Origin of the sequence: Roseivirga sp. BDSF3-8 (assembly GCF_041449215.1) — a bacterium.
In the GTDB taxonomy this organism is placed as follows: Bacteria; Bacteroidota; Bacteroidia; order Cytophagales; family Cyclobacteriaceae; genus JBGNFV01.
In genome coordinates this window covers 1,033,725-1,056,479 of the sequence record NZ_JBGNFV010000001.1, presented here as the reverse complement: position 1 = coordinate 1,056,479, position 22,755 = coordinate 1,033,725, and the positions used below count along the sequence as shown (strand labels likewise).

At 46.9% G+C, this 22,755-nt stretch carries 13 protein-coding genes; 11 read left to right on the top strand and 2 right to left on the bottom strand.

Features of this window, described 5'->3' with window-relative positions:
* Positions 1–4: 4 nt before the first annotated feature.
* On the bottom strand, positions 5–1,300 hold the full coding sequence (locus AB9P05_RS04215; RefSeq protein ID WP_371907559.1) for an aminopeptidase P family protein: 1,296 nt from the start codon (positions 1,298–1,300) through the stop codon (positions 5–7).
* A gap of 39 nt (positions 1,301–1,339) precedes the next feature.
* Here AB9P05_RS04215 and AB9P05_RS04210 point away from each other — a divergent pair, with 39 nt between their 5' ends.
* Complete coding sequence (locus tag AB9P05_RS04210; RefSeq protein ID WP_371907558.1) at positions 1,340–2,854, top strand: S8 family serine peptidase; 1,515 nt, start codon at positions 1,340–1,342, stop codon at positions 2,852–2,854.
* Here the strand turns inward: AB9P05_RS04210 and AB9P05_RS04205 are convergent.
* Positions 2,844–4,004 (bottom strand): glycosyltransferase family 4 protein, encoded by a 1,161-nt coding sequence (locus tag AB9P05_RS04205; protein ID WP_371907557.1) that lies wholly within the window; start codon positions 4,002–4,004, stop codon positions 2,844–2,846. The genes AB9P05_RS04210 and AB9P05_RS04205 overlap by 11 nt on opposite strands.
* Before the next feature lie 181 nt (positions 4,005–4,185).
* On the opposite strand from AB9P05_RS04205, the gene AB9P05_RS04200 reads away from it, so the two are divergent.
* The 10 genes from AB9P05_RS04200 to AB9P05_RS04155 all read left to right on the top strand — a co-directional run bounded on the left by AB9P05_RS04200 (position 4,186) and on the right by AB9P05_RS04155 (position 22,629).
* Positions 4,186–4,653: a hypothetical protein gene (locus AB9P05_RS04200; protein WP_371907556.1), complete on the top strand. Its 468-nt coding sequence runs from the start codon at positions 4,186–4,188 to the stop codon at positions 4,651–4,653.
* 106 nt (positions 4,654–4,759) lie between these two features.
* Positions 4,760–5,992, top strand: a complete 1,233-nt coding sequence (locus AB9P05_RS04195; protein WP_371907555.1) for a M16 family metallopeptidase — start codon at positions 4,760–4,762, stop codon at positions 5,990–5,992.
* A gap of 50 nt (positions 5,993–6,042) precedes the next feature.
* Entirely contained in the window at positions 6,043–6,687 is a 645-nt protein-coding gene (locus AB9P05_RS04190) for an O-methyltransferase (protein WP_371907554.1), read from the top strand.
* Between the two features lie 98 nt (positions 6,688–6,785).
* Complete coding sequence (locus AB9P05_RS04185; protein ID WP_371907553.1) at positions 6,786–8,696, top strand: LysM peptidoglycan-binding domain-containing protein; 1,911 nt, start codon at positions 6,786–6,788, stop codon at positions 8,694–8,696.
* Between the two features lie 255 nt (positions 8,697–8,951).
* Positions 8,952–9,365, top strand: coding sequence for a response regulator (locus AB9P05_RS04180; protein WP_371907552.1), 414 nt, complete (start codon positions 8,952–8,954; stop codon positions 9,363–9,365).
* Between the two features lie 90 nt (positions 9,366–9,455).
* Positions 9,456–10,352, top strand: coding sequence for a DUF3078 domain-containing protein (locus tag AB9P05_RS04175; protein WP_371907551.1), 897 nt, complete (start codon positions 9,456–9,458; stop codon positions 10,350–10,352).
* A gap of 53 nt (positions 10,353–10,405) precedes the next feature.
* Positions 10,406–11,296, top strand: coding sequence for an NUDIX hydrolase (locus tag AB9P05_RS04170; RefSeq protein ID WP_371907550.1), 891 nt, complete (start codon positions 10,406–10,408; stop codon positions 11,294–11,296).
* 64 nt (positions 11,297–11,360) lie between these two features.
* Positions 11,361–12,299: a ribose-phosphate diphosphokinase gene (locus AB9P05_RS04165; RefSeq protein ID WP_371907549.1), complete on the top strand. Its 939-nt coding sequence runs from the start codon at positions 11,361–11,363 to the stop codon at positions 12,297–12,299.
* A 184-nt stretch (positions 12,300–12,483) separates the two neighbouring features.
* Positions 12,484–16,296, top strand: a complete 3,813-nt coding sequence (locus tag AB9P05_RS04160) for a DUF5689 domain-containing protein (protein WP_371907548.1) — start codon at positions 12,484–12,486, stop codon at positions 16,294–16,296.
* A 480-nt stretch (positions 16,297–16,776) separates the two neighbouring features.
* Positions 16,777–22,629, top strand: a complete 5,853-nt coding sequence (locus AB9P05_RS04155; protein ID WP_371907547.1) for a PKD domain-containing protein — start codon at positions 16,777–16,779, stop codon at positions 22,627–22,629.
* Positions 22,630–22,755 lie beyond the last annotated feature (126 nt).

Sequence of the window (22,755 nt, the reverse complement as noted above, 5' to 3'; positions counted from 1 at the left end):
ATGATTATGAACGGCTGTTCATGATCTCCTCGATCTCTTCAGCTTCGAGAGGAATATTCTCCATGAGGTCTGTAAAGCCGTTTTCACGTATCACTATATCATTCTCCAGTCGAATACCGATATTTTCTTCACGGATGTAAATACCCGGTTCTACGGTGAATACCATGCCAGGCTTGATCTCTTTGTATATATTGCCTACATCATGTACATCCAGTCCGATATGGTGTGATGTGCCATGCATGAAGAACTTTTTATAGGCAGGCCACTCAGGGTTTTGGGTGCGGATATCTGTAGTGTCTAATAATTTGAGACCCAGTAATTCGCGTTCCATGAGCTTACCCACTTCTCTGTGATACTCAGGAATAGTATTCCCTGGCGTCAGCAATTGCATTGCTTCTTTCATTACCCTCAGTACGGCATCGTAAACTTTGCGCTGTCTCTCAGTAAACCGGCCGTTTACAGGGATAGTCCGGGACATGTCGGCATTATAGTTACCGTACTCAGCTCCTACATCCATCAGCATGAGGTCGCCATCCTGTAGTTCCATACTGTTATCCGTATAGTGGAGTACACAGGCGTTAAATCCACCGGCTATAATCGGGTCATACGCAAATCCCCTGGAGCCACGGCGGACAAACTCGTGAAGGTACTCAGCCTCTACTTCATACTCTTTTACGCCTGGTTTGGTAAAGTTGAGGACTCTGCGAAAGCCTTTTTCAGTAATATCACAGGCTGTCTGCATCATATCCAGTTCGCCTGGTGACTTCACTGCCCTCAGATCGTGCATGAGAGGGGCTATGCGGCGATAGTTATGCAGGGGGTATTGTTGCCTGCACTCTTTGATGAAGCGGGAGTCGCGTGTTTCTACGTCGGGAACGGCTCTGATATGCTCATTCGTATTCAAAAATACGGTGTCCGCTTCCATCATGATGGTGCGAAAAACCTTTTCAAACTCAGACAGCCACTTTACTGTCTGGACACCGCTTCTTTTGGTTGCCTGTTCCCTGGTAAGCTTAGCACCTTCCCAGATAGCGATCTCGTCATTCGTTTCTTTCAGGAAAAGAATTTCGCGGAGGCTTTCATTAGGAAAGTCAGGAGCAATCACCAGAATAGACTCTTCCTGATCTACCCCTGAAAGGTAATATTGGTCGTTATTCGTACGAAAACGCATATTGCCATCCGCATTGGTAGGCATGATGTCATTGGCGTTTAATACCGCAACGGCATTTTTGGGCAATAACTTGCGCAGCCTTGAACGGTTATTAATAAAAACTTCTTTATCCAGAGGCTTATATCTCATGGTTGTTTTTCTTTTGATACGAGTTCCTAAATTTATATAATGAAAAAGACTTTGCTGCATTTACTTCTGCTTTTCCTTAGTATTTCTGCCGCCGCACAACAGAAGTACTGGGTGTTTTTTGACTCGAAGCCAGCAGATGTCAAACAGGTAGTAAGCCAGGCTACACTTGATAATCGTGCTGCTATGGGATTATCCCTGAAGCAGTACACAGATTTGCCTGTAGATACAGCCTACATTCGTATTCTTTCCAATTCGTTAAAACACCGTAAGCCTCATGTGGTTTCGCGGTGGCTCAATGCAGTCACAGTGCCTGTGTATCCTCACGAACTTGATCTCGTTGCCGCTCTGCCTTTTGTTACCGGATATCGTGCGGTTGCCACTCCTCTCTACTCTGCCGGGGATGCAACAAAAAGGGAGCCTGCCACCTATGCTATGGGGCAAATTGGTGCAGGATATCTCCAGGGGAATAAGCTGGATGGCAGCGGTGTGTCTATTGGCGTTATTGATGCAGGCTTTTTCAAAGCTGACAGGAAAAAGGAGCTTGAGCATCTGTTTGCCCAAAACCGGGTATTAGCCGAAAGGGACTTTATCAAACCTGACAGGGGGGACTTTTACCGCCCCATGCTCACTGGTTCAGATACTCATGGTACACGGGTGCTTGAAAATATTGCCGGCCTGGATCGCGATGGTAACCTCATAGGGGTGGCGTTTGGTGCGAGTTTTTACCTGGCACGCACGGACCACGGCTCTCATGAAAACAGGATGGAGGAAGACTACTGGGTGGCCGCGCTAGAATGGATGGATAGCCTGGGGGTACGTTTGATCAATAGCTCCTTAGGATACTCCGATGGGTTTGACGATCCGTCAGAAAACCATAAGCCGGTGGAAATGGATGGAAAAACGGTCCCGGTAACCCGCGCGGCCCAAATAGCCACCACTGAGAAGGGTATGCTGATCATAGCCTCGGCAGGTAATGAAGGTGACCGTGACTGGAAGGTGCTCTCAGCTCCAGCAGATGCCCCGGGTGTAATAGCGGTGGGGGCTTGCGGTCTGGCTGGTGAGCGGCTTTCTTTCAGCAGTATGGGACAGGAGGGTAACGGCATAAAGCCAGAGGTTTGCTGCTACTCAAATACCGGCACTTCATTCAGTACGCCTGTTATTACGGGGCTTGCGGCCTGCCTCATGCAGTACAACGATACCCTTACCGGACCTGAAGTAAAGACCATAATTGAGAAAAGCAGCACGCTGTATCCCTATGGAAATAACTATGTAGGCTATGGGATACCCCAGGCAGCTGACGCCATTAAACTGGCCGGAGGGGAAACACTGCAGCCTGCCGCCTTGCTGATAGAAATTGACAGTGATCAATACGCCATCAGTCCTGATTGGATGGGTGAGGAAGCAGTGGTAATATTTAACAAGAAGAACGCCATAATGGTAGAGGACCAGAATGTGGTACGCACTGCCGGCAAACCCCTCACCCTGTTCAGAAAAGAGGGTGTCGAGTATACTACCGTAGTAGCAGGCCGGAAAGTACTTGAGATCAAATGGTAGTAGCGGCTACTTCCGGGCTTAGCTTCCGGTATACCCTCATCAGGTCAGCAGCGATTCTTTCTTCCTCAAAGTTTGCCGCATAGTGCAGGCCATGGTCTATCATCCGGTTAGCCTCCTGGGGGTTGTTCAGTATTTTTAATATAGCTTGCCCCAGCTCCTCGGGAGACTCCGGGTCTACATACATGCTGTCCGGGCCTCCGGCCTCGGCGAAGCAGCCGCCTTTACTGGATATTACGGGCACCTTACTATTCAGTGCTTCTACTATAGGAATGCCAAATCCTTCAAACAGGCTCGGGTAAATGAAAATCCTGGCCAGTTGATAGATCTTAGGTAAGTCTGAAAAAGGCACGTTTTCCAGGAAAATCACCTGTTTGTTCAGCTTATTGATATTAATAAAGGTCTCAAGTTCCTTTTTATAGGCGGTGGATTTGCCTGCAATCACCAGGGGAACGTCAAGGTTATGCTTGGACATCTCAAGGGCCCTCAGGATCAGCATGGCATTTTTGCGCGGCTCCATAGTGCCTACGGTTAGTAAAAAGTCAGCAGGAAGCCGGTAATGGTCTTTCACCTGTTGCAGGATGTAGGGATCATATTCGTGCTTAAACTGCTGGTGGCATCCCTGGTACACCACGTCTATTTTACTGCGCCATTTTTCACCAAAGTAGGTAATTATGTCATCTGCCGTCTGTTGGCTCACCGCTATGATCCTGTCCGCCACCTTGCAGGCATGCTTTGTTTTCCGCTTGTAGATCTCCTGGTCAACCGGATTATAGAGATTAGGGTAGCGCATGAATAGCACATCGTGTATCGTTACTACCTGCTTCATGCGTGAACCTGTCCTGAAAGGTAGCTCATTACTCAGGCCATGAAATATATCGGCTCCCTGTTTGTCTGCCAGCGAGCCCATCATGTATGAACGCCATACACTGCTCATTTTGAGCTTTGCCACCATGCTGTTTGGCGTGCGTACATGCACATTATCCAGTTGCCTTATCGTATTTACGTCGGGGTGTGATACCACCTTTGGGGTGTATAGCAGGTAGTCATTCTCAGGGAAAGTCTGTGCGAGAGCCCTAACTACGAAGCGGCTGTAATTACCCAGCCCGGTAAAGTTTTTGAATACCCGTTTGGCGTCGAAACCTATTTTCATGCGAACAGATGGCAAAAAAGTACAAAAGGTGCCCTTAAAAGAGTCGGACAAGCTACACAATTAATCTTGTTTGAGACTTCCTTTGTTTTCACACTTTTAAAAAATGTAGGGAAAACCCTCATTTATCTTTTAAGAAAAGAGAAGGCTAGGTGATTTGGAAGTGATTTATTATTTTAAGTGCATGAGAAAAAGTATACCAAGGGTGGTGGCATCCATACTTCTGATTTTCTCTTTTTCAGCCTGTGATAAAGAGTCTCTCAACGAACACCCTGAAAATTTACAGGGCGATTTTGAGGTGCTTTATTTCGTGGAGAGGGCTGGTGATAGCCTTGTTATTCACCAAGACCCTGATCCTGAATTACCCATTTTAATTCACTTTGGGGTGGCTGGTCTCATTGCTGATACGCTCATGGTAAAATACCAGTCTCAGGCCAGGCCTAATAGCCTATGGGGTGACCTCAAGGTGTATGACCGAAATTCTTTCCATATGGGAGACGTGAGTGCCACCAGGCAGCTTCCTACCCAGTGGGAGCGTCTGTTTCACCATGCCCTGAGTCAGGGACAGTCATTCAAGATGGAAGATGATCGCCTGCTCATTATGTATGGAAATCCCGAGAGTATGGTCGTGCTTGGTCCTGCAAAAAAATAGTCCCTGCCTTTTATACTTTATTTCGTAATTTTGCGCCCCTGATTTGGTAGCGCCGTTTAATTCCTCATACCGGTACTACCCGGCACCCAGGTGGATTTTTTACGCAATGGAAGATTACGAAATATATACCCTACCAAACGGCCTTAGAATTGTTCATAAGCAGGTAAGTAATACCCGCATAGTACACTGTGGCTTCATTATGGATATTGGCAGCCGGGATGAAAAACCCGAACAGCAGGGTATCGCTCACTTTTGGGAACATATGGCTTTTAAAGGTACCAAGCGTAGAAAGGCCTTCCATATCATTAACCGGCTGGAGAGCGTAGGCGGAGAGCTTAATGCCTATACCAGCAAGGAGAAAATTTGCTTTTACGCCTCGGTGCTGGATAATTACTTCGGCAATGCCGTAGAGCTGCTGAGTGATATTACGTTTGATAGTATTTTTCCTGAAAAGCAGATAGAAAAAGAGCGGGGCGTGATTCTGGAGGAGATGGCGATGTATCATGATGCTCCGGAAGATGCTATACAGGATGACTTTGATATTTCTATTTTTGGCAGTCATCCCCTTGGGCATAATATTCTTGGTACCGCAGACACCGTGAGGTCTTTTCACCGGGAAGACTTCCGTAGGTTTATCCATGAAAACATGAATACCGGCAGGGTTATTTTTTCCAGTGTAGGCCCGCTACCAATGAAAAAGGTCATCAGGCAGGTAGAAAAATACGTTAAGGACGTGCCTACTATGAACGCGGCGCCGGACCGGGTTCTTTTCAAGGGGTATCAGCCAAATAATAAAACAGTACATAGAGAGCTTACCCAGGCACAGTGCGCGATAGGAAGTACCGCTTTTGCCGCCGATGACGATCAGCGCCTTCCCTTTTTTATGTTGCTGAATATCCTGGGAGGGCCGGGAATGAACAGCAGGCTCAATCTTGCACTCAGGGAAAAGTATGGGTTCGTCTACTCGGTGGACGCTACGTACACCCCCTACACTGATACCGGTATGTTTGGTGTGTTTTTTGGCACCGAGCCTCGCCAGGTCAACAAAAGTATGAAGCTGGTACTTAAGGAGATGAAAAAACTCAGGGAAGTCCCCCTTGGGACACTGCAGCTTCACCGGGCTAAGGAGCAGCTAATAGGGCAGTTGGCCATGGCTGAGGAAAACAATATGAACTTTATGCTTATGATGGGTAAAAGCCTGCTGGATCTCGATCGTATTGATAGCCTGGAGGATGTATTTATGTCCATTAGAAATGTGAGCTCAGCCCACCTGCAGGACCTGGCCAATGAAATTTTTAATGAGCGTACCCTTAGCTATCTTACTTATTTGCCCAAGTGACAGACTTTAAGTACTTTTTGCTCGTTTAGTCCCCTAAGACCCAATCACTAATGGAATTTTTAGACGAAGAACTCAACCAATACGCAGAAGCACACACCTACCAGGAAGATGAACTTCTGGAAGACCTGAACCGGGAAACCAATGAAAAAATCCTCAAGCCTCGCATGCTCAGCGGGCATATGCAGGGTAGGGTGCTTAGTACATTTTCACATATGATACGCCCGCACCGTGTGCTGGAGGTAGGTACTTATACCGGTTATTCAGCTCTGTGCCTGGCTGAAGGGCTGCAGGAAGACGGGAGGTTATATACGATAGACGTTAACGAGGAACTGGAGGAGATGGTACGCAGGTACCTGGCCAGAGCGGGTGTAAACGACAAGGTGGATTACCGCATCGGTAACGCACTGGACATAATTCCCGCTATTGATGAGGAGTGGGACCTGGTTTTTATTGATGCCGATAAGGTCAATTATGCCAACTATTTTGACCTAACAGTGGACAATGTACGTCCCGGAGGGTTCATCATAGCCGATAATGTGCTTTGGAGTGGCAAGGTTCTTGAAAAGAATCGTAAAAAGCTGGATGAGGACACAGAAGCCATTATGGCCTTTAATGATAAGGTCCACAGAGATGTGAGGGTTGAAAATGTCCTGTTTCCGGTGCGTGATGGACTTATGGTGATGCGAAAACGATGAATAAAAAGCTTTCTCTACTACTTCTAGCACTTTTTTGTTTTTCCGGAATAGTACTTGCACAGGGGCCTAAAGTGCCTTCGCGTATCGAATTTGCCGGTATGGATCTCAGGATCAATGATGCGGCACGGCGTACTATCCAATCTGATGTGGATGCCATTCACCGTAACCGGCGGTATCTTGATATGAAGCTGGAACGGGTCAATATGTATTTTCCTATCATAGAACGCATCTTTCGTGAAGAGGGCCTTCCGGAGGATTTTAAGTTTCTTGTCATTCAGGAAAGTTCTCTTGTGTCAGATGCGATCTCCAGTAGTGATGCTGTTGGTTTCTGGCAGTTTAAGAAACCCTCTGCAGAAGAAGTAGGCCTCCGGATCAGTGGACCGGTAGATGAGAGAAAGAATATCGTTTCCGCTACCCGTGGTGCCGCCCGGTACCTGAAGCGAAATAACAATTACTTTGACAACTGGGTGTATGCGCTGCTCTCTTACCATCAGGGAGCGGGTGGCGCTATGAAGCTGGCCAATGAAAAATACTATGGCTCAGATAAGTATACTATTACTAAAAAGGATCACTGGTATATTCTGAAGTTTCTTGCCCACAAGATAGCCTACCAGGATGAATTGTATAAATCAAAACCCCCATATCAATTAGTGGAATATACGCGTGGAGCGGGGAAGTCGCTAAAAGATATTGGCAGGGAAACCGGTGTGGATGATAACCTGGTGGAGGAGTATAACAAGTGGCTTAGCCGGGGTAAAGTGCCTGATGATAAAGTCTATGCAGTGATCCTTCCTATGCGTGATAAGCCTTCCCGTGTGATTGCCGATGTCAGCCGTCCGGCCAGGCCTAAGGTGGATATGAAGAGCCGGTTTAGTGACTCCCGCTTTGGTAAAGATGATCCCGGGGCATTCCCTAAGCTAGAGGGCTATGACCGCACATCTGCATCATCCACTTCAGTGAGATTAGAAGCCAACGGCCGTGATGCTGCCGTTGCTGGCTCCGGCGCTACAATAGAGAGCCTGAGTCTGCTGGGAGGCATTTCGGAGAATAGATTTCTCAGGTATAATGACATGTCTGCCACCACGCCTATAGAGCCGGGGCAGGTGTATTATTTTAAAAGAAAAAAAGGGAAAGCCCCTGTCTATCAGCATGTGGTATTGCCAGGAGAAACCTGGTGGAGCATATCACAGAAATACGGAATCCGCGAGAAGTCTCTGCTGAGAAAAAACCGGGAACGAGAGCCGGTGCCTTTAAAGACGGGAAGAGTCCTTTGGATGCGGTTTACCCGTCCATCTGATGAGCCTGTTCAGTACCGAAATGTCAAAAATGTAGAGGTGGAAAATGCAGGGGAGGAAACACGCCCGATCGACAGGCCGGTGGTAAATAAAATCTCAGAAAATACCGGATTACAGGAACACACCATTTCTAAAAACACACCCCCCTCTCAGGAAGAGGATACATACGAAGAGGTTACGGAAAGTGTGGATGCCGATGTGGCGCAGCAGCCTGCCGGAGCTGATATTGAGGCACAAACTGGCCATGAAGAGAGCGGAAACCCTCAGGATGAATCTGAGGAGAATACGGAAAATTCTGCGTTGGAACAAGTAGGTGAGGCGAGTAAAAATGGCCAGGAAAGCGATGTTAGGTGGGTGGAAGTTGAGTCAACCAACTTGCCTAAAAATACCAATTCAGCACAAAAGCATACAGTGCAGGCCGGCGAAACGCTCTATGGTATATCCCGAAGCTATAATGTGACGGTAGATGACCTTAAAAAGTGGAATAATCTCGGTGACAACGGCCTGAAGCCCGGCCAGGAGCTTATAGTAAAAAAACCTGACGTAAAACAGCCATCTGATAAAGTGAAGTCCATAATTCATGTTGTTCAAGCTGGTGAAACGCTCTATGGAATTGCCAGGAAATACAACATAACCCTCCAACAACTGATGGAGGCGAATGACATGAAAGAGTTTGATCTAACGGTGGGTAAGGAATTAAATATACCACGATAGAAAGATATTATTTGCGTAGAGTAACCCCTGTTTTTTGTAAATAGTCCTGTTTTTATTACTCGTATCAGGATTATTTACGATAATTCATTTATAATGGGGTCAGGTTCGTATCTTTGATACAGTGATTTTAAACAGGTGTTTGAATATTTCCCTTCTGAGTAAGGGAAACAATACTACATAGAACAAACAGTAATCAGGGGGATCTTTATTATACCTCTGACAGGAGATTCAAAGAGAAAGATAAAGGGCGATTAGATGATAACCGATACCAAAAGCATAGATCTTGTGATGCTTGTCGATGATAACGACACTGATAATTTTATAAGCAAGCGCATCATTGAGATAACTAAATTTGCCAAAGAGGTAGAAATAAAGAACTCAGGTAAAAGTGCTCTTGAGTACCTTGAGGCCAATAAAGAAAACCCGGAGCGGTTACCCGATATCATTTTCCTCGATATCAATATGCCTATAGTGGATGGATTCGTATTTCTGTATGAGTTTGAGAAATTTAATGAGTCCGTGAAAAATAAGTGTAAGGTAATTATCCTTTCCAGTTCAGATAACAAGCGCGATATAGACAAGATCGTGAATAATGATCATGTCATTAAGTTTATCACCAAGCCGCTTACTGAGAACGCTCTCAATGACATAAAGGCTACCATCGCCTAAGCAAGAAAAATTTTAGCTATTAAAAGCCTTCCACCACGGGAGGCTTTTTTTATTTTTGCCTCATACTTTTACGCTGAATTACTATTACCCATGAAAAAGCTTTTTACAGCTATTATGCTGATGGTTCTTCCGATTGCCGTATGGGCGCAGGATGACTCAACGGAAGAGGTAGATACAACCTGGATCACAGGTGGCGATGTGGCTCTTAATTTTTCGAATGTTAGCCTGTCAAACTGGGCAGGCGGTGGCCAAAGCTCTATTTCCCTGGGGGGGATTTTTAATACGTTCGCCAAGATGGAGGATGATCGTAACCTGTGGCAAACAGACCTGCAACTGGCCTATGGGCTTATCAAGCAGGGAGATAACGAACTAAGGAAGTCGGATGATGCCATTCTCCTGATTTCTCAATATGGCTATAAGCTTACCAAGCACTGGCATCTGTCTACTAAATTTGATTTTCGTACTCAGTTTGCACCCGGCTATAACTTTCCCGAAGATGTGGACGGCCTGGAGCAAAAACAACTGATCTCTGAATTTATGGCCCCCGGCTATCTCCTTTTCAGCCCAGGTATTACCTACACCAAAAAGAAATTCAGCGCCACATTGTCTCCTGCTACTGCTAAGTGGACTTTTGTGCTTAACGATTCCCTGGCTACTGCCGGTGCCTATGGAGTAGACCCGGAAAAAAATGTCCGCACTCAGATAGGTATGAACTTTGCCGCTGCTTACGAGAAAGAGATCGCTAAAAATGTAACCTTCAGCACCTTACTGAACCTGTTTAATGACTACGAGACATTTGGCCTTATCGACGTGAACTGGGAGACCCTTTTTATTATGAAAGTGAATGAGTGGCTTAGTACCAGTTTCACCACCCAACTGATATATGATGATGACATAGATGTCATTCGCAATGAAGATCCTAATGATGTAGGCCCTGCCGTTCAGTGGAAGAATGTCCTTAATGTAGGGGTTATCGTAAAGTTCTAAACAACTTTTCATTCCATAGCCTGTTGGCATCATACATTCCGATACATAGTAATATGAAAGATATAGGCGTATGGGTTGCTAACGTGCAGATACTTAGGCTTACGGGTGACCAGGAGGATTTTTATAAGCTTACCAGGCACCGTCACGAAGAGGTGTGGGTTGTATTATCTGACTCACCCGTGAAAGGAAGTGTGAGAGATCCCTTCTCTATAGCCGTTCGTTCGGCTATGATCCGTGAGGTGTTTCCTGAAGCCACGGTACTCAGTTTAAAAGAATCCCCAAAAGCAGAAGACTGGAGCACAAGGCTGGAGAGTTTACTTACTGAACGTGATGCAGCGGGTGACTTCACCTTATACGGTACGACGGACACCCTTACAGGACGATACACAGGAAGCTGGAAAACGGAGGAGTTGAATCCTGAGCTGGACTCTGATAATGCCGAAGCCGCAGAAGGCTTTTCACCTGAGTTGATTCAGGGAGAGGCCTTCCGTAAAGGTATTATATATGCCTACCAGCAATTATACCCTCAGGTTTATGCTACAGTGGATATTGCCGTACATCGTAATGAGGGTAGTGAATGGCTCATTGCAAGCAAGGCTTACACCCAGGAGTGGAGGCTGCCCGGCGGCTTTTCAGATCCGGAGGATGCGCACTTTGAAGAAGCTGCTGCCAGAGAGTTAAAAGAAGAAACTGGTGTGGAGTGTGGCGCTCTCAGCTACCAGATGTCTATGCGGGTAGATGACTGGCGTTACCGAAATGAACGTGATAAAATCATTACTCTACTATATACTACACCATACGTTAGTGGAGAGGCTTCGGCCAATGATGACATCGAGAACCTCAGATGGGTGTCAGGGGAAAAACTGAAGGAGTTACTTCAGGAAGACATGATTGCTGCTGAACACATCCCTTTATTCAGGCATATTCTCGAAAAGTTTGCGTAGGAAAGCCTTACATCGCTATGTTTGCAGAAGGCTTAACTCATAAAATTCCAAACCACATTATACCATGCAGCAGGATTTTAAACTTTTCGCTACCTCACATGCCCGCCAGTTAGGCCAAACCGTCGCTTCTGAATTAGGCATTGAGCTGGGGAAACTCCATAGTGAAACGTTTAGTGATGGGGAGGTATTTGTGCGGTATGAGGAGTCCGTACGCGGCATGGTTGTGTTCCTGGTGGCTTTTGCCAGTATGCCCTATTCCAATCTTTTTGAGCTGTTTATGGCTATCGATGCGGCCCGCCGAGCCAGTGCAAGGGAGGTTATTTGCCTTGTGCCCTACCTGCCTCATAGCCGGCAGGAGCGTAAGGATGGTCAGCGTGTATCCATTGCCAGCCGCCTTGTGGCTGACCTGATCCAGCAAGCTGGTGCCAATCGCATGATTTCTATTGACATGCACGCCAATGCAATAGAAGGCTTCTATAACATTCCGTTTGATCACCTGGGTATGGGCCGCGAGTTTAGCGCACATATTTCTGAGCAGCAGCTTGATAACCTGTGCCTCTGCAGTCCCGATTTTGGAGGCTTAAAGCGTATAAAGAACTATAAGGAAAGAATGGATTGCGAAATTGCGGTAATCCATAAGGAAAGACTTAGACCTAATCAGGTTAGCCACATGGAGATCATCGGTATGGTAGAGGGACGTCATGTGGTTATTATTGATGATATGGTGGACACAGCAGGTACCCTGTGCAAGGCATCAGAACTAATTATGGAAACGGGTGCTAAGAGTGTAAGGGCCTACTGCACGCACGGGCTGCTTACCGGAAATGCCCTGGAACGAATAGAAAAAAGCCCCCTTGAAGCACTTATTGTCAGTGATACTGTATATCCCCTGCCTGAAAGCCCCAAGGTTAAGGTGATAACCTGTGGCCGTTTACTGGCGAAAGCCGTCAGAAGTTTGCTAAGCAACCAGAGCCTTACCGCTATGAATCCCGAAAAGCTGTAAGGAATCTTCTCGACTTATCTAATAACATTAATCCTTAGCCTTCAATTATTTAGCCGAATAATGTTCGTGTAACTTTTGAAGTGCTTTTGCCTGCTTAATATTCCCTTAACATAAGAAAAACTTATCAGGGGTAAATTTTTATTACTTTTATGGCGCTTAACTGGACAACCCATAAATGTAAGTTATGATTAAAAATTTACTTTTAGCATTCTGCTTTATGGTATTGACAAATAGTGTGCTGAGCTCTGCTCAGGCCCAGTCTGTGTTTATCAATGAGATACACTATGACAATGTCAGTACCGACACCAACGAGGGGGTAGAGGTAGCGGGACCTGAGGGTACCGACCTGTCTGCATACTCCATCGTCCTTTATAATGGAAACGGCGGCGGTCAATACAATACCGTTCCCCTTTCAGGTACCCTGAGCAACCAGGAGGGAGGCTTTGGAACGGCCTTTTTCGGTATATCAGGCATCCAAAATGGTGGCCCTGACGGCATAGTCCTAATAGAAGGCTCCACTGTCATACAATTTCTGAGCTATGAAGGCTCATTCCAGGCGACGGATGGTCCTGCCTCAGGAATGACCAGCACCGACATTGGCGTGGCTGAAACTTTCGAAACACCTGCCGGCCAAAGCCTGCAGCTCGAAGGTAGCGGTACAGTCTACTCTGATTTTACCTGGACAGGACCTATCGAGTCAACATACAACATGGTCAATACCGGCCAGACTTTCGGAGATGGTACTCCCGGTGGTGGCGGAGGTGACGATGGCGGTAGCGATGTGCCTGCCGTGGCTTTCATCAATGAAATCCACTATGATAATAGCGGGTCAGACATAAATGAAGGTGTTGAAATAGCCGGCCTTGCCGGTCTTGACCTGAGCGGTTGGTCGCTTGTAGCCTACAATGGTAATGGGGGCTCACCCTACAACACCATAAGCCTTAATGGCGTACTGGCTGACGACAGCAATGGCTGGGGCTTTCAGTTTTACGCTATCAGCGGCCTGCAGAATGGCAGCCCTGATGGTATTGCCCTGGTAGATGGAGAAGGCTCTGTCGTGCAGTTCCTGAGCTACGAAGGCGCGTTTGTCGCTGTAGGAGGCCCTGCTGATGGCATGAGCAGCGAAGACATCGGTGTTTCTGAGTCTTCAGGAACAGATACTGGTTTTTCATTACAATTAGAAGGCACCGGAGCCGCATATGCCGACTTTACCTGGGGGGGCCCTGTTCCTTCAACATACGGAGCTATCAACTCAGGCCAGACCCTTATTGCGCCTGAGCCTGTACTTTTCGTAAACGAAGTACATTATGATAATAGCGGCTCTGACGTGGGTGAGGGTATAGAAGTTGCCGGTACAGCCGGAACCGACCTTGCCGGATATAGCCTTGTCCTTTACAATGGTAACGGTGGAGGTCCATACAACACAGTGGCTCTATCAGGTACTATTCCTTCACAGGATAACGGATATGGCACACTTTTCTTTGCCATCAGTGGCCTGCAGAATGGCAGTCCTGACGGTTTTGCCTTGGTTGATAGCGAAGGCAGCGTAATTCAGTTTTTGAGCTACGAAGGCGCGTTTGTCGCTGTAGGTGGTCCTGCTGACGGACTTACCAGTGAGGATCTTGGTGTTAGCGAAAGCTCAGGCACCGAGGTGGGTTTTTCGCTACAGCTTACCGGAACGGGGTCTGCGTATGTAGATTTCGTATGGGACGGCCCGTTTGCAAGTACCTATGGTGAAGTAAATACCGGCCAGTCATTTGGCGGTGAAGTTGATCCCGAGCCAGAATCTGACACTGTGTCTATTGCCACAGCGCGTACCCTCACTTTCGGTACGGAGGTGGTTGTTTGCGGTACCCTTACCGCGACTGATCAGTTTGGTGGTCCTGCGTTTATAGAAGATGCCACTGGAGGAATAGCTGTATTTGACAGCCAGATTCACGGTGACGGTAATTTTGCTATCGGTGACAGCATTTGCATCAAAGCCTCTGTTGGCGCGTTTAACGATCAGGTGCAGTTAGTAGATGTAACTGAACTGACAGATCTTGGTGCAGCCACACCGGTTCAGCCTGCTGTGGTAACAATCGATCAGCTCGGCGCAGTAGAAGGACAGCTCGTAACCCTCGAAGGAGTTACATTCAGTAATAGCGGTGTGTTCTTCCCTAATAGCAATTACTCTATCAGTGATGCCACAGGCACTACCGATGTGAGAATTGACGCGGATGTGGAAAGCCTGGTGGGTACTGTAATTCCCGAAGCAGGTACCACAGTAACTGGTGTGGTAGGTAGCTTCCGTGGTAGTCTTCAGGTACTGCCCCGGTTCGAATCAGACATACCTGAGGCAATGCCTTACGTGCCGGAAGGAAGCAACATTGATCCTGCGCTTACGCTGGATGTAGCTACCTGGAACATGGAGTTTTTCGGTGCTACTCAGAATAACTTCGGTCCTAATAATGTACAGCTTCAGTTAGAAAATGCCGTTACGATTATTAATGAGCTGAATGCTGATATAATAGCCGTACAGGAAGTGAGTGACGATGCCCTTCTTGCTACCCTCGCGTCTATGCTAGAGGGCAACTTTGCGACTATGTGCTCTGACGTGTATTCGTTCAGCTTCCAGCCTGACGACGGTACCTTCCCTCCTCAGAAGCTATGCTACATCTATAATACGGATGTGGTAACAGTACTCAACGACCGCGTGGTGTTTGATGAGTTTTACACAGAACTACGCACCAGCGGTGACACCAGCCTGCTGCCTGGCTACCCTGATGACCTGGAAGGCTTCTGGGCCAGTGGTCGCCTGCCTTACCTGCTTGAGGTAGAAGCCAATGTAGCCGGAGTAACCGAAGAGGTAACTCTTGTAAACATTCACGCGGTATCTAATAGCCGGGGACTTCAGAACCTTGCACGTCGTACCTATGATGTGCAGGTGCTTAAGGACACACTTGATACTTACTACGGTGACGATCAGGTAATTATCCTTGGTGACTACAATGATGATGTGGATGAGCCCGTACTTGATGAAGCCACTACGGAGCCTTCTCCTTATGAGATCTTTGTTAACGATCCGGACTATAAAGTGGTGACTAAGTCACTTAGTGAAGCTGGCCTCCGTACGTTTGTATTCCAGGATAACGTGATAGATCATATCACTATCAGCGATGAGCTGTACCCTGACTACATAGAGGGAAGTGAGCAGATACTCATACCTTTCAACCTGGTATTCAACTATGCTAATACCACCTCAGACCACATCCCTGTACTAACCCGCTTTGAGCTTATTGAGCCCCTGGAAGTTAGTATTGACGGAGACCTGATCGTGTATAGCGGGTATGGACCTGAAGAGTGTACCACCCTTACTGCCAATGTTACTGGCGGAAGAGGTGAGTACAGCTATAAATGGAGTAATGGAGATACCACTGCCAGCATTCAGGTTTGCCCTGAAACGACTACCACCTACACCCTTGTAGTAGAAGATGAGCGTGGTAATATCCAGGAGGTTTCGGTTACGGTATGTGCTATTGATGCAACCTGTGGCAATGGCCGTGGTAAGCAAAAACTCAACCTTTGCTGGAATATCAAAAACTTCCTGTATGTGCAGCTTTGTCTTCCTGAGCATCTGGCAGACTTCTTTATTAGCAGAGGTGCAAATATTGGTGCATGTTTTGCAGAAGAGCAGTGCAGTGGTGACCTTATGATGGCCCGTACCGGCGCCAGCGTGGATTACCTCGATATAGACAGTGAGCTAAGCATTACACCAAATCCGGTGTCAGGCAAAGCAGAAATTCAGTTTGTCGTCCTGGAAGAGGGTCGTACAACTATCTCGGTGCTTGGTTCCGATGGCCGGGTGGTGCGCACACTGCATGATGCTGCCGAAACCTTCGGTACAGTATCTACAGTAGAGCTACAGGCTGGAGACTACAAACCAGGTATCTATTTCGTACAGATGGCTACGTCATCAGGTGAAGTATTTACCAGTAAGTTTGTAGTAACCCGCTGATAATTAGATTTTTAGCATATCAAAAGGCCATCTGCATTTTAGCGGATGGCCTTTTCTTTTTTCTTTTCTGTAAAATCCCACGTCAGTAAAAACAGGTACTCTGCTTTGTGATTCCTTGTAAAATATTGATTGTCAGTTTATTAAAATATATAAGTGAAGTGTGACTGAATAAAAGTCTTTGGAATACAATAATATAATCTGATTTAGTACAACACCTGCAATCCCCACTATTCCTTTTTTATTTTTGTAAGGTAAAATTGTGTGAGTGGCTATGTCACCATTAGCCTCCCTGCACACAATGACCTTTGAAATGAAAACTAAACGATTAAAGGATAATAGGTTCCGGCTTAGCTATCGTGCCGTAGGAAATTATTTTGTTTCCGTACGTACGGTTTTGTCTGCTGTATTGCCATTTGATGCCTTTTTCGTTTCAGGCCTGCGCCTTTCTAATCATCATACTAATCCCATATCGGTAATATCATGGTAAATCAGCTACTTTCCATATGTGTAGGGCTGCTCTGCATGCTTGTCTCCGTTACTTCTTTTGGAGCTAAACCCCTTGGTAGCGGAGACCCCGCACCTGTATTGTACTTGCTGAAGGACGGTATCCCGATCACTACACCTTCAGCCTCTGACCGAGAGGACGTCTGTACTTCTGACTCCGTCACTATTTTTGTGACAGGTGGTGTGTTAGATGAGCTGCAGGTATTCAGAGGAAATGGCTCTGACTGGACGGATGACATATACCCTAAAGAAGTCAATGGGGGAATCACCTTTAAGATATGGGCCTCTTCGGGTAATTTTGGGTTGCGAGTGAAAAACTGTAAGGATGATGGAGAAACAGGCGGGACCGATCCTTGCGATGACGAAGCTTTCAGCCTCCTGTACCTGAATGGGGTAGACGCCCCAACGGTCAGTTTTGATGCAGCTCCATATGCTGTTACCGCAGGACAGTCAATAGACCTGAATGCCGAGGTGACCACCAGCGGCGGAAGCGGGGACCTTGTATTCTCCGGCTATGGAGTGTCTGATGATGGTGCGGGCAATTATACCTTTTCCTCTGCCGCCACGGGATCATTTGATGTCGCTGTAACATACACCCTGAATGGTTGTGTTTCTGCTGAAGCTACGGCCACATTTACAGTCACTGCCAGTGCGGGAGATCCTGTATTATATATTATAGATGAAAACGGCAACTTCATTACCAACGATTCGGGTAGCAGAGAGGTGTTGTGTGTAGGGGGTACCAGGAACTTTGCTGTGGCAAACGGCATAAATTCTGAATTGAGATGCTTCGTGGGAGGCTCTGAGATTACCAAAACGTTTACCGAATCAGGCGACTATAATTACTTTACGCTAACGGGGGTTAATACTGGTAATACGACCGTAACAGTCAGAAATTGTAATGATGATTCCGGAGAGTCTGATATCTGCAGTGATGAGACAAATAGCAATACCATATATCTTTCGATTGAAAACCCTCCCTCTCTTTCTTTTTCTTCCACCACCCATAACTATACTACGGGCAGCGCGGCAATCACGCTGGATGAGACAATTGTAGATGAAAGCCCTACAGGGGGGGACCTTACCTTCAGCGGTAATCTTGTACAGTATGATGGCACCAATTATTTTTTTGATCCCGTCAAAGCAGGTACGTATGCTATAACTGCTACTTATTCTGAAGGAGGCTGTACTTCTACTGCCACGCAGAATTTTGTGGTATCTGACGGCCCTGAACTGTTCTTCCTTAATAAGAACGGAACTCTTGTTTCTAATAACAGCGCTGTAAATAGAGAAGAGGTATGCGTAAGCGAGCAATTGACATTTCTGGCAAAAGGTGTGGTTGAGTCCAGTGTGAAAATTTATATCAACTACCTGGGGACAGACTACGAGCTTACTCCGGACAGCAAAGTAGAATCAGGGGAATACGTATACATAAAAGTTACCCTCAATAATAATGATGGTAACCGCTATATTTTTGTAGAAGACGGGGGACTGGAAAGTAACTACATCTACTTACATAAGAACAATAACCCTACGGCCAATTTTAAGTCAGGCATCAAAACCTCCTATGCTTCCACAGATGGGAACGAGAACCTGACTGCCATGTCTGACGATGACCTTGCGGCCGGTACAGCTTCGTTTAGCGGTAATGGTGTATACGAATCCGGCGGAATTTATTACTTCTCTCCATCCGGCCTATCCGGTGATCACACCATCACCTATACCTATACGGATAATACCACTGGCTGCTCAGATACGGCCACAAGAACATTTAACGTAACCAATGAGCAAAGTGCTGATCCGGAGCTGTATATCCTGAAAAATGATGTACTGATATCCAATACTGCAGCAACTGCTACAAGCTATTGTAAAGGCGATGTACTGACACTCATGGCCGTGAACGGGAACTCTACCAATACTTACCTCTACAGGAATGGTTCTCAGCGATCCAGCCTAAGGCCTACTGATGTGAGTGGCGGTGCTATCTTCACACTGACACTCAATTCTGCCACGAATTATGAATTCTTCGTAAGAAACTGCGAAAACAGCGATGGTACCAGTTGTGGCAGTGCCGTATCTTCAGATACTGTACATGTAAGTATAAATGATTTGCCCCCCGCATCCTGGGACGCCAGTCTGCAAGGCACCTATGCTGACACAGAGTCACGGATTACCTTAAATAATTTTGCGGTTGTACCTACGGGGGGCACTTTGTCGTTTACCGGCCCTGGTGTTTATCAGGATGGTAATACTTACTATTTTTACCCTAATGTGGTAGGAAACCATAGTGTAACGTTGGTATATACTTCAGATTCGGGTTGTACTAATACGGCCGATCAGGTCTTTAGCGTGTATGATGCTGATGCTACCACCTCTGCGCCTAACCTTGCATCAGATTACTGTATCACCTCAGTTACGCCTCAGTCCATTGATGTGATCCTGTCATCGGATTTTGCTTTTATACAGTATGACTGGAGCAGCTACTCCACCACCTGTGAGCGCAGATACAGCTACACCCGGGTAGTTAATAGCATATATATATATGATCAGAATGGCTCTCAGCGTACCCTTCCGGGAGGTAGCTGGAATAATACCACCAAAGCATGGGAAGGGGCTACCCTTGATATAGCGAGTCTGGGGCTGGTGCCGGGCAGATCTTATTCACTCTATGCCAACTATACCCGGACTACCAGCTATGATTTCAGAAATAAATCTGGCCAAATTTGTTCTACGACTCAGTCTGATGCAGCCACTACCTACGATACCTATGTGAAAGGGTTCTATCTGAAGGAGCAGCCTGTTGTAGACTTTTTCGTAAATGATGGCTCTGTCTCGGGTCCTTTGGCTGGCACTTACTGTTTTGGTTCTACTGATACGTTTATTAATCCGACACTAAATGGGGGGACAGAAACCTACGATCCATCTTACTGGTCATTCAGCCTGATAGACCTGGCTGATACCTCTGATCTTTCAACTTATATCACAGGCAACCGTCTTTCCTTATCTACCCTGCCTCCTGGCGACTATGGTCTTACAGTAAATTATGCCGGCTCGCAGATACTATGTGACGGTACCTCCGGGCAACGAAACTTTTCAATTTCGGCTCAGCCGGCAACGGTCGTAAGTGATATTACGGTGACTAACACTTCCATTACCCCCGAGGTGGAATACTGCGAAGGGGAAAGTACCCGTACCTGGGGGATAGAAGTAGCTGGCAGCCCTTTAGTACTTAGCGACCTGAGCGGATTCAGCATTAGTCCTGATCCGGGAACACAGGCCCTGGAGCTGATCAGTGATACACTCTATTTTCACCCTGACAGCCTGAAGGCAGGGTTTAATTACATCTTTACGTATGCTTACATGTATGGAGGATGTAATTGGGAGCAGGATTGGGAAGTGTTTATCAACCCAACGCCAGTGCCATCATTCTCAGGATTGGTGAGCGAATATTGCCTGGATGAAAACCCACTGGTACTTTCACCTGGTAAAGGGTTTCTAAATGGGGACTTCAGCCTGTATACTGCAGGGGACAGTGCCATTACTACAGTAGACGGGAACCCTGTCTTCGATGTCATAAATGAGCTTACCTACTTTTTCCCTGAATATCTTTCTGTAGGTGAATATAAGATTACCTATGCTATACAGGATCAGAATGGCTGCTATGGAGTGTCAGAACCGCAGGCTTTCAGTATAAGACAGCCACCACAGGCCACCTATACTTATGAGAATGTGTGTTTTAACGATACGCTGGTATTCACCCCTGATATTCTGATTAATCCTGACCCTGCTGATACTATCGGCTACACGTTCCGCTGGGATTTTGGTGACGGAACTTTCTCAGAGAGTCCGATTGCAAGAAAACCGGTGGATTTTGTCGGAAATAAGTTTGTTACCCTGTATGTAAATGATGACTTAGGGTGTGTTGGGTCATTCTCACAGGAGGTAACTACCTTTCCACTGCCCGAATCTGACTTTACGGCCTTTGGCTTCTGTAGCGGTCATACTACCTACCTGGATGCTACTGATGCCTTTAATCAGAATTTGAGCGATGGCCTTACTGTAGTGAACTACATCTGGGATTTCGGAGACGGCACTTCGCTTGCCACTGCAGAGCCTACGGTTACTCACACCTTTGCCACTGCCGGTAGAAAGGACATAAGCCTGACTGTTGAAACGGAACAGGGATGTATTGGCTCCAAAACGAAAGCCTATTTCATTTATCCTGTCATAAGCGGGCTATCGTATTACGAAGATTTTGAAGCATACGATGCGGCCACCACAGGCTGGGTAAACAGTAGCATAACGCAGACTGAGGAAAATAGCTGGCAACTACACTATGCTGATTCTACGGGCTATGTGTGGCAAACCAATGCTAACAATACGATTTACGCTAACAATGAACAGTCATATATTGAGAGTCCTTGTTTCGATGGTAGCGGACTGACAGATCCGGTTTTGGCGCTGGACATCTGGAGGGATATTGACGAAGGGGCGGATGGCGCCATATTACTGTATAGTGTCAACGGGGGGCTCACCTGGAATATCCTGGGAGATACTGATAGCGGCATCAACTGGTATAATGGCGAAAGTATTCTTGGCGTGCCTGGTGGCGAGGTAAATGACTCCCGCCGAATTGGCTGGACGGGTACGGACAGTACCTGGTTTCGCAGTCGCCTTAGCCTTATAGATGTATTAAATGCGGGCACCACCGATACCCTGTATGACGGCACATTCAGATTCCGGATGGCTCTGGGTACCAATGCGGATAACCCGGGCAATGATTTCGATGGCTTTGGCTTCGATAATGTCTACATGGGCAATAAGAACCGCCGGGTAGTGCTCGAGCACTTTGCAGAAAGGAGCAACACTGCGGCCGTATCTGATGCCGCCACCGTAGCTGCCTATGCGGATAGCCGTTCCGATATTATCCACATGCAGTATGCCATACCCGACGGCACCGGTAGCCATGTGGTTCGCGATGGTAGCCAGAGCGCACGAGCTTATTACTATGGTATCTCTGATGGCCCCGTTTCGGTAGTAGACGGCCGTTATATGGATATAAGCCGTTCGTTTATGGATTGGGGCTTGAAAAACTACAGCCAGGAAAGTCTTGTGGCAGCCCCTTACGATCTTAGCATAAGCTATTCAGGAGGCACCGGCGGTGATCCGCTCACTATAGATGTAAACATACTGAGAAATGACCAGCAGGAGGCGCGCGGCACCGTTGTGGGGCCGGTATATCTACATACTATGCTGGTGAAAAACAGTGAAGTAGTTGATGGTGAAGAGCTTCGAAACCTGTTTATGGCCGCTGTACCGGATGCCGGTGGCGTTAGGATAGAGGGTGACTGGCTGGAAGGTAGCGCCCGTAGCGAAACCATCACCCTTGAATACACCCCCGAAGAAAATATTGGGGCCGGCGAGTGGAGTATCCTGGTCTTTGTGCAGGGCGGTGATAATTTTGGCGAACTTAATCAATACGGAAGACCAGTGTACCAGGTGCATCAGGCGGCTATAGAGCCTATAGGTCAGAGCCTGGAGCCAGCCGTGGTAAGCGGTCTTGATGACGAGGTAAACAGCGGAAAACTAAAAATCTATCCTGTACCTGCCCGCGATCAGCTTATTCTGGACTTTGGTGATATTCTGGAAGCAGATATTAGCTACAAGCTTACGGACAACCTCGGGCGCATACTGCGTGAGGGTCATGGGAGAAGAGGCCTGGATAGTCATGAGCTTTCCGTAGCGGACCTGGATAATGGTACTTACCAGATCTGGATCGCCCAGGAAGGCAAAAAGTCGGTCATGCGCCAATTACTTATATTACGATAATTCGACCACGTCTATTTATACTTGAACCAGATGCCCGGGACCGGAAGGTTTCCGGGCTTTTTTTTGAGATGGCATGAGAAAGCCCTTCTGTATGGTGGCAGAAGGGCTTCGGTTATCTGTTGCTTG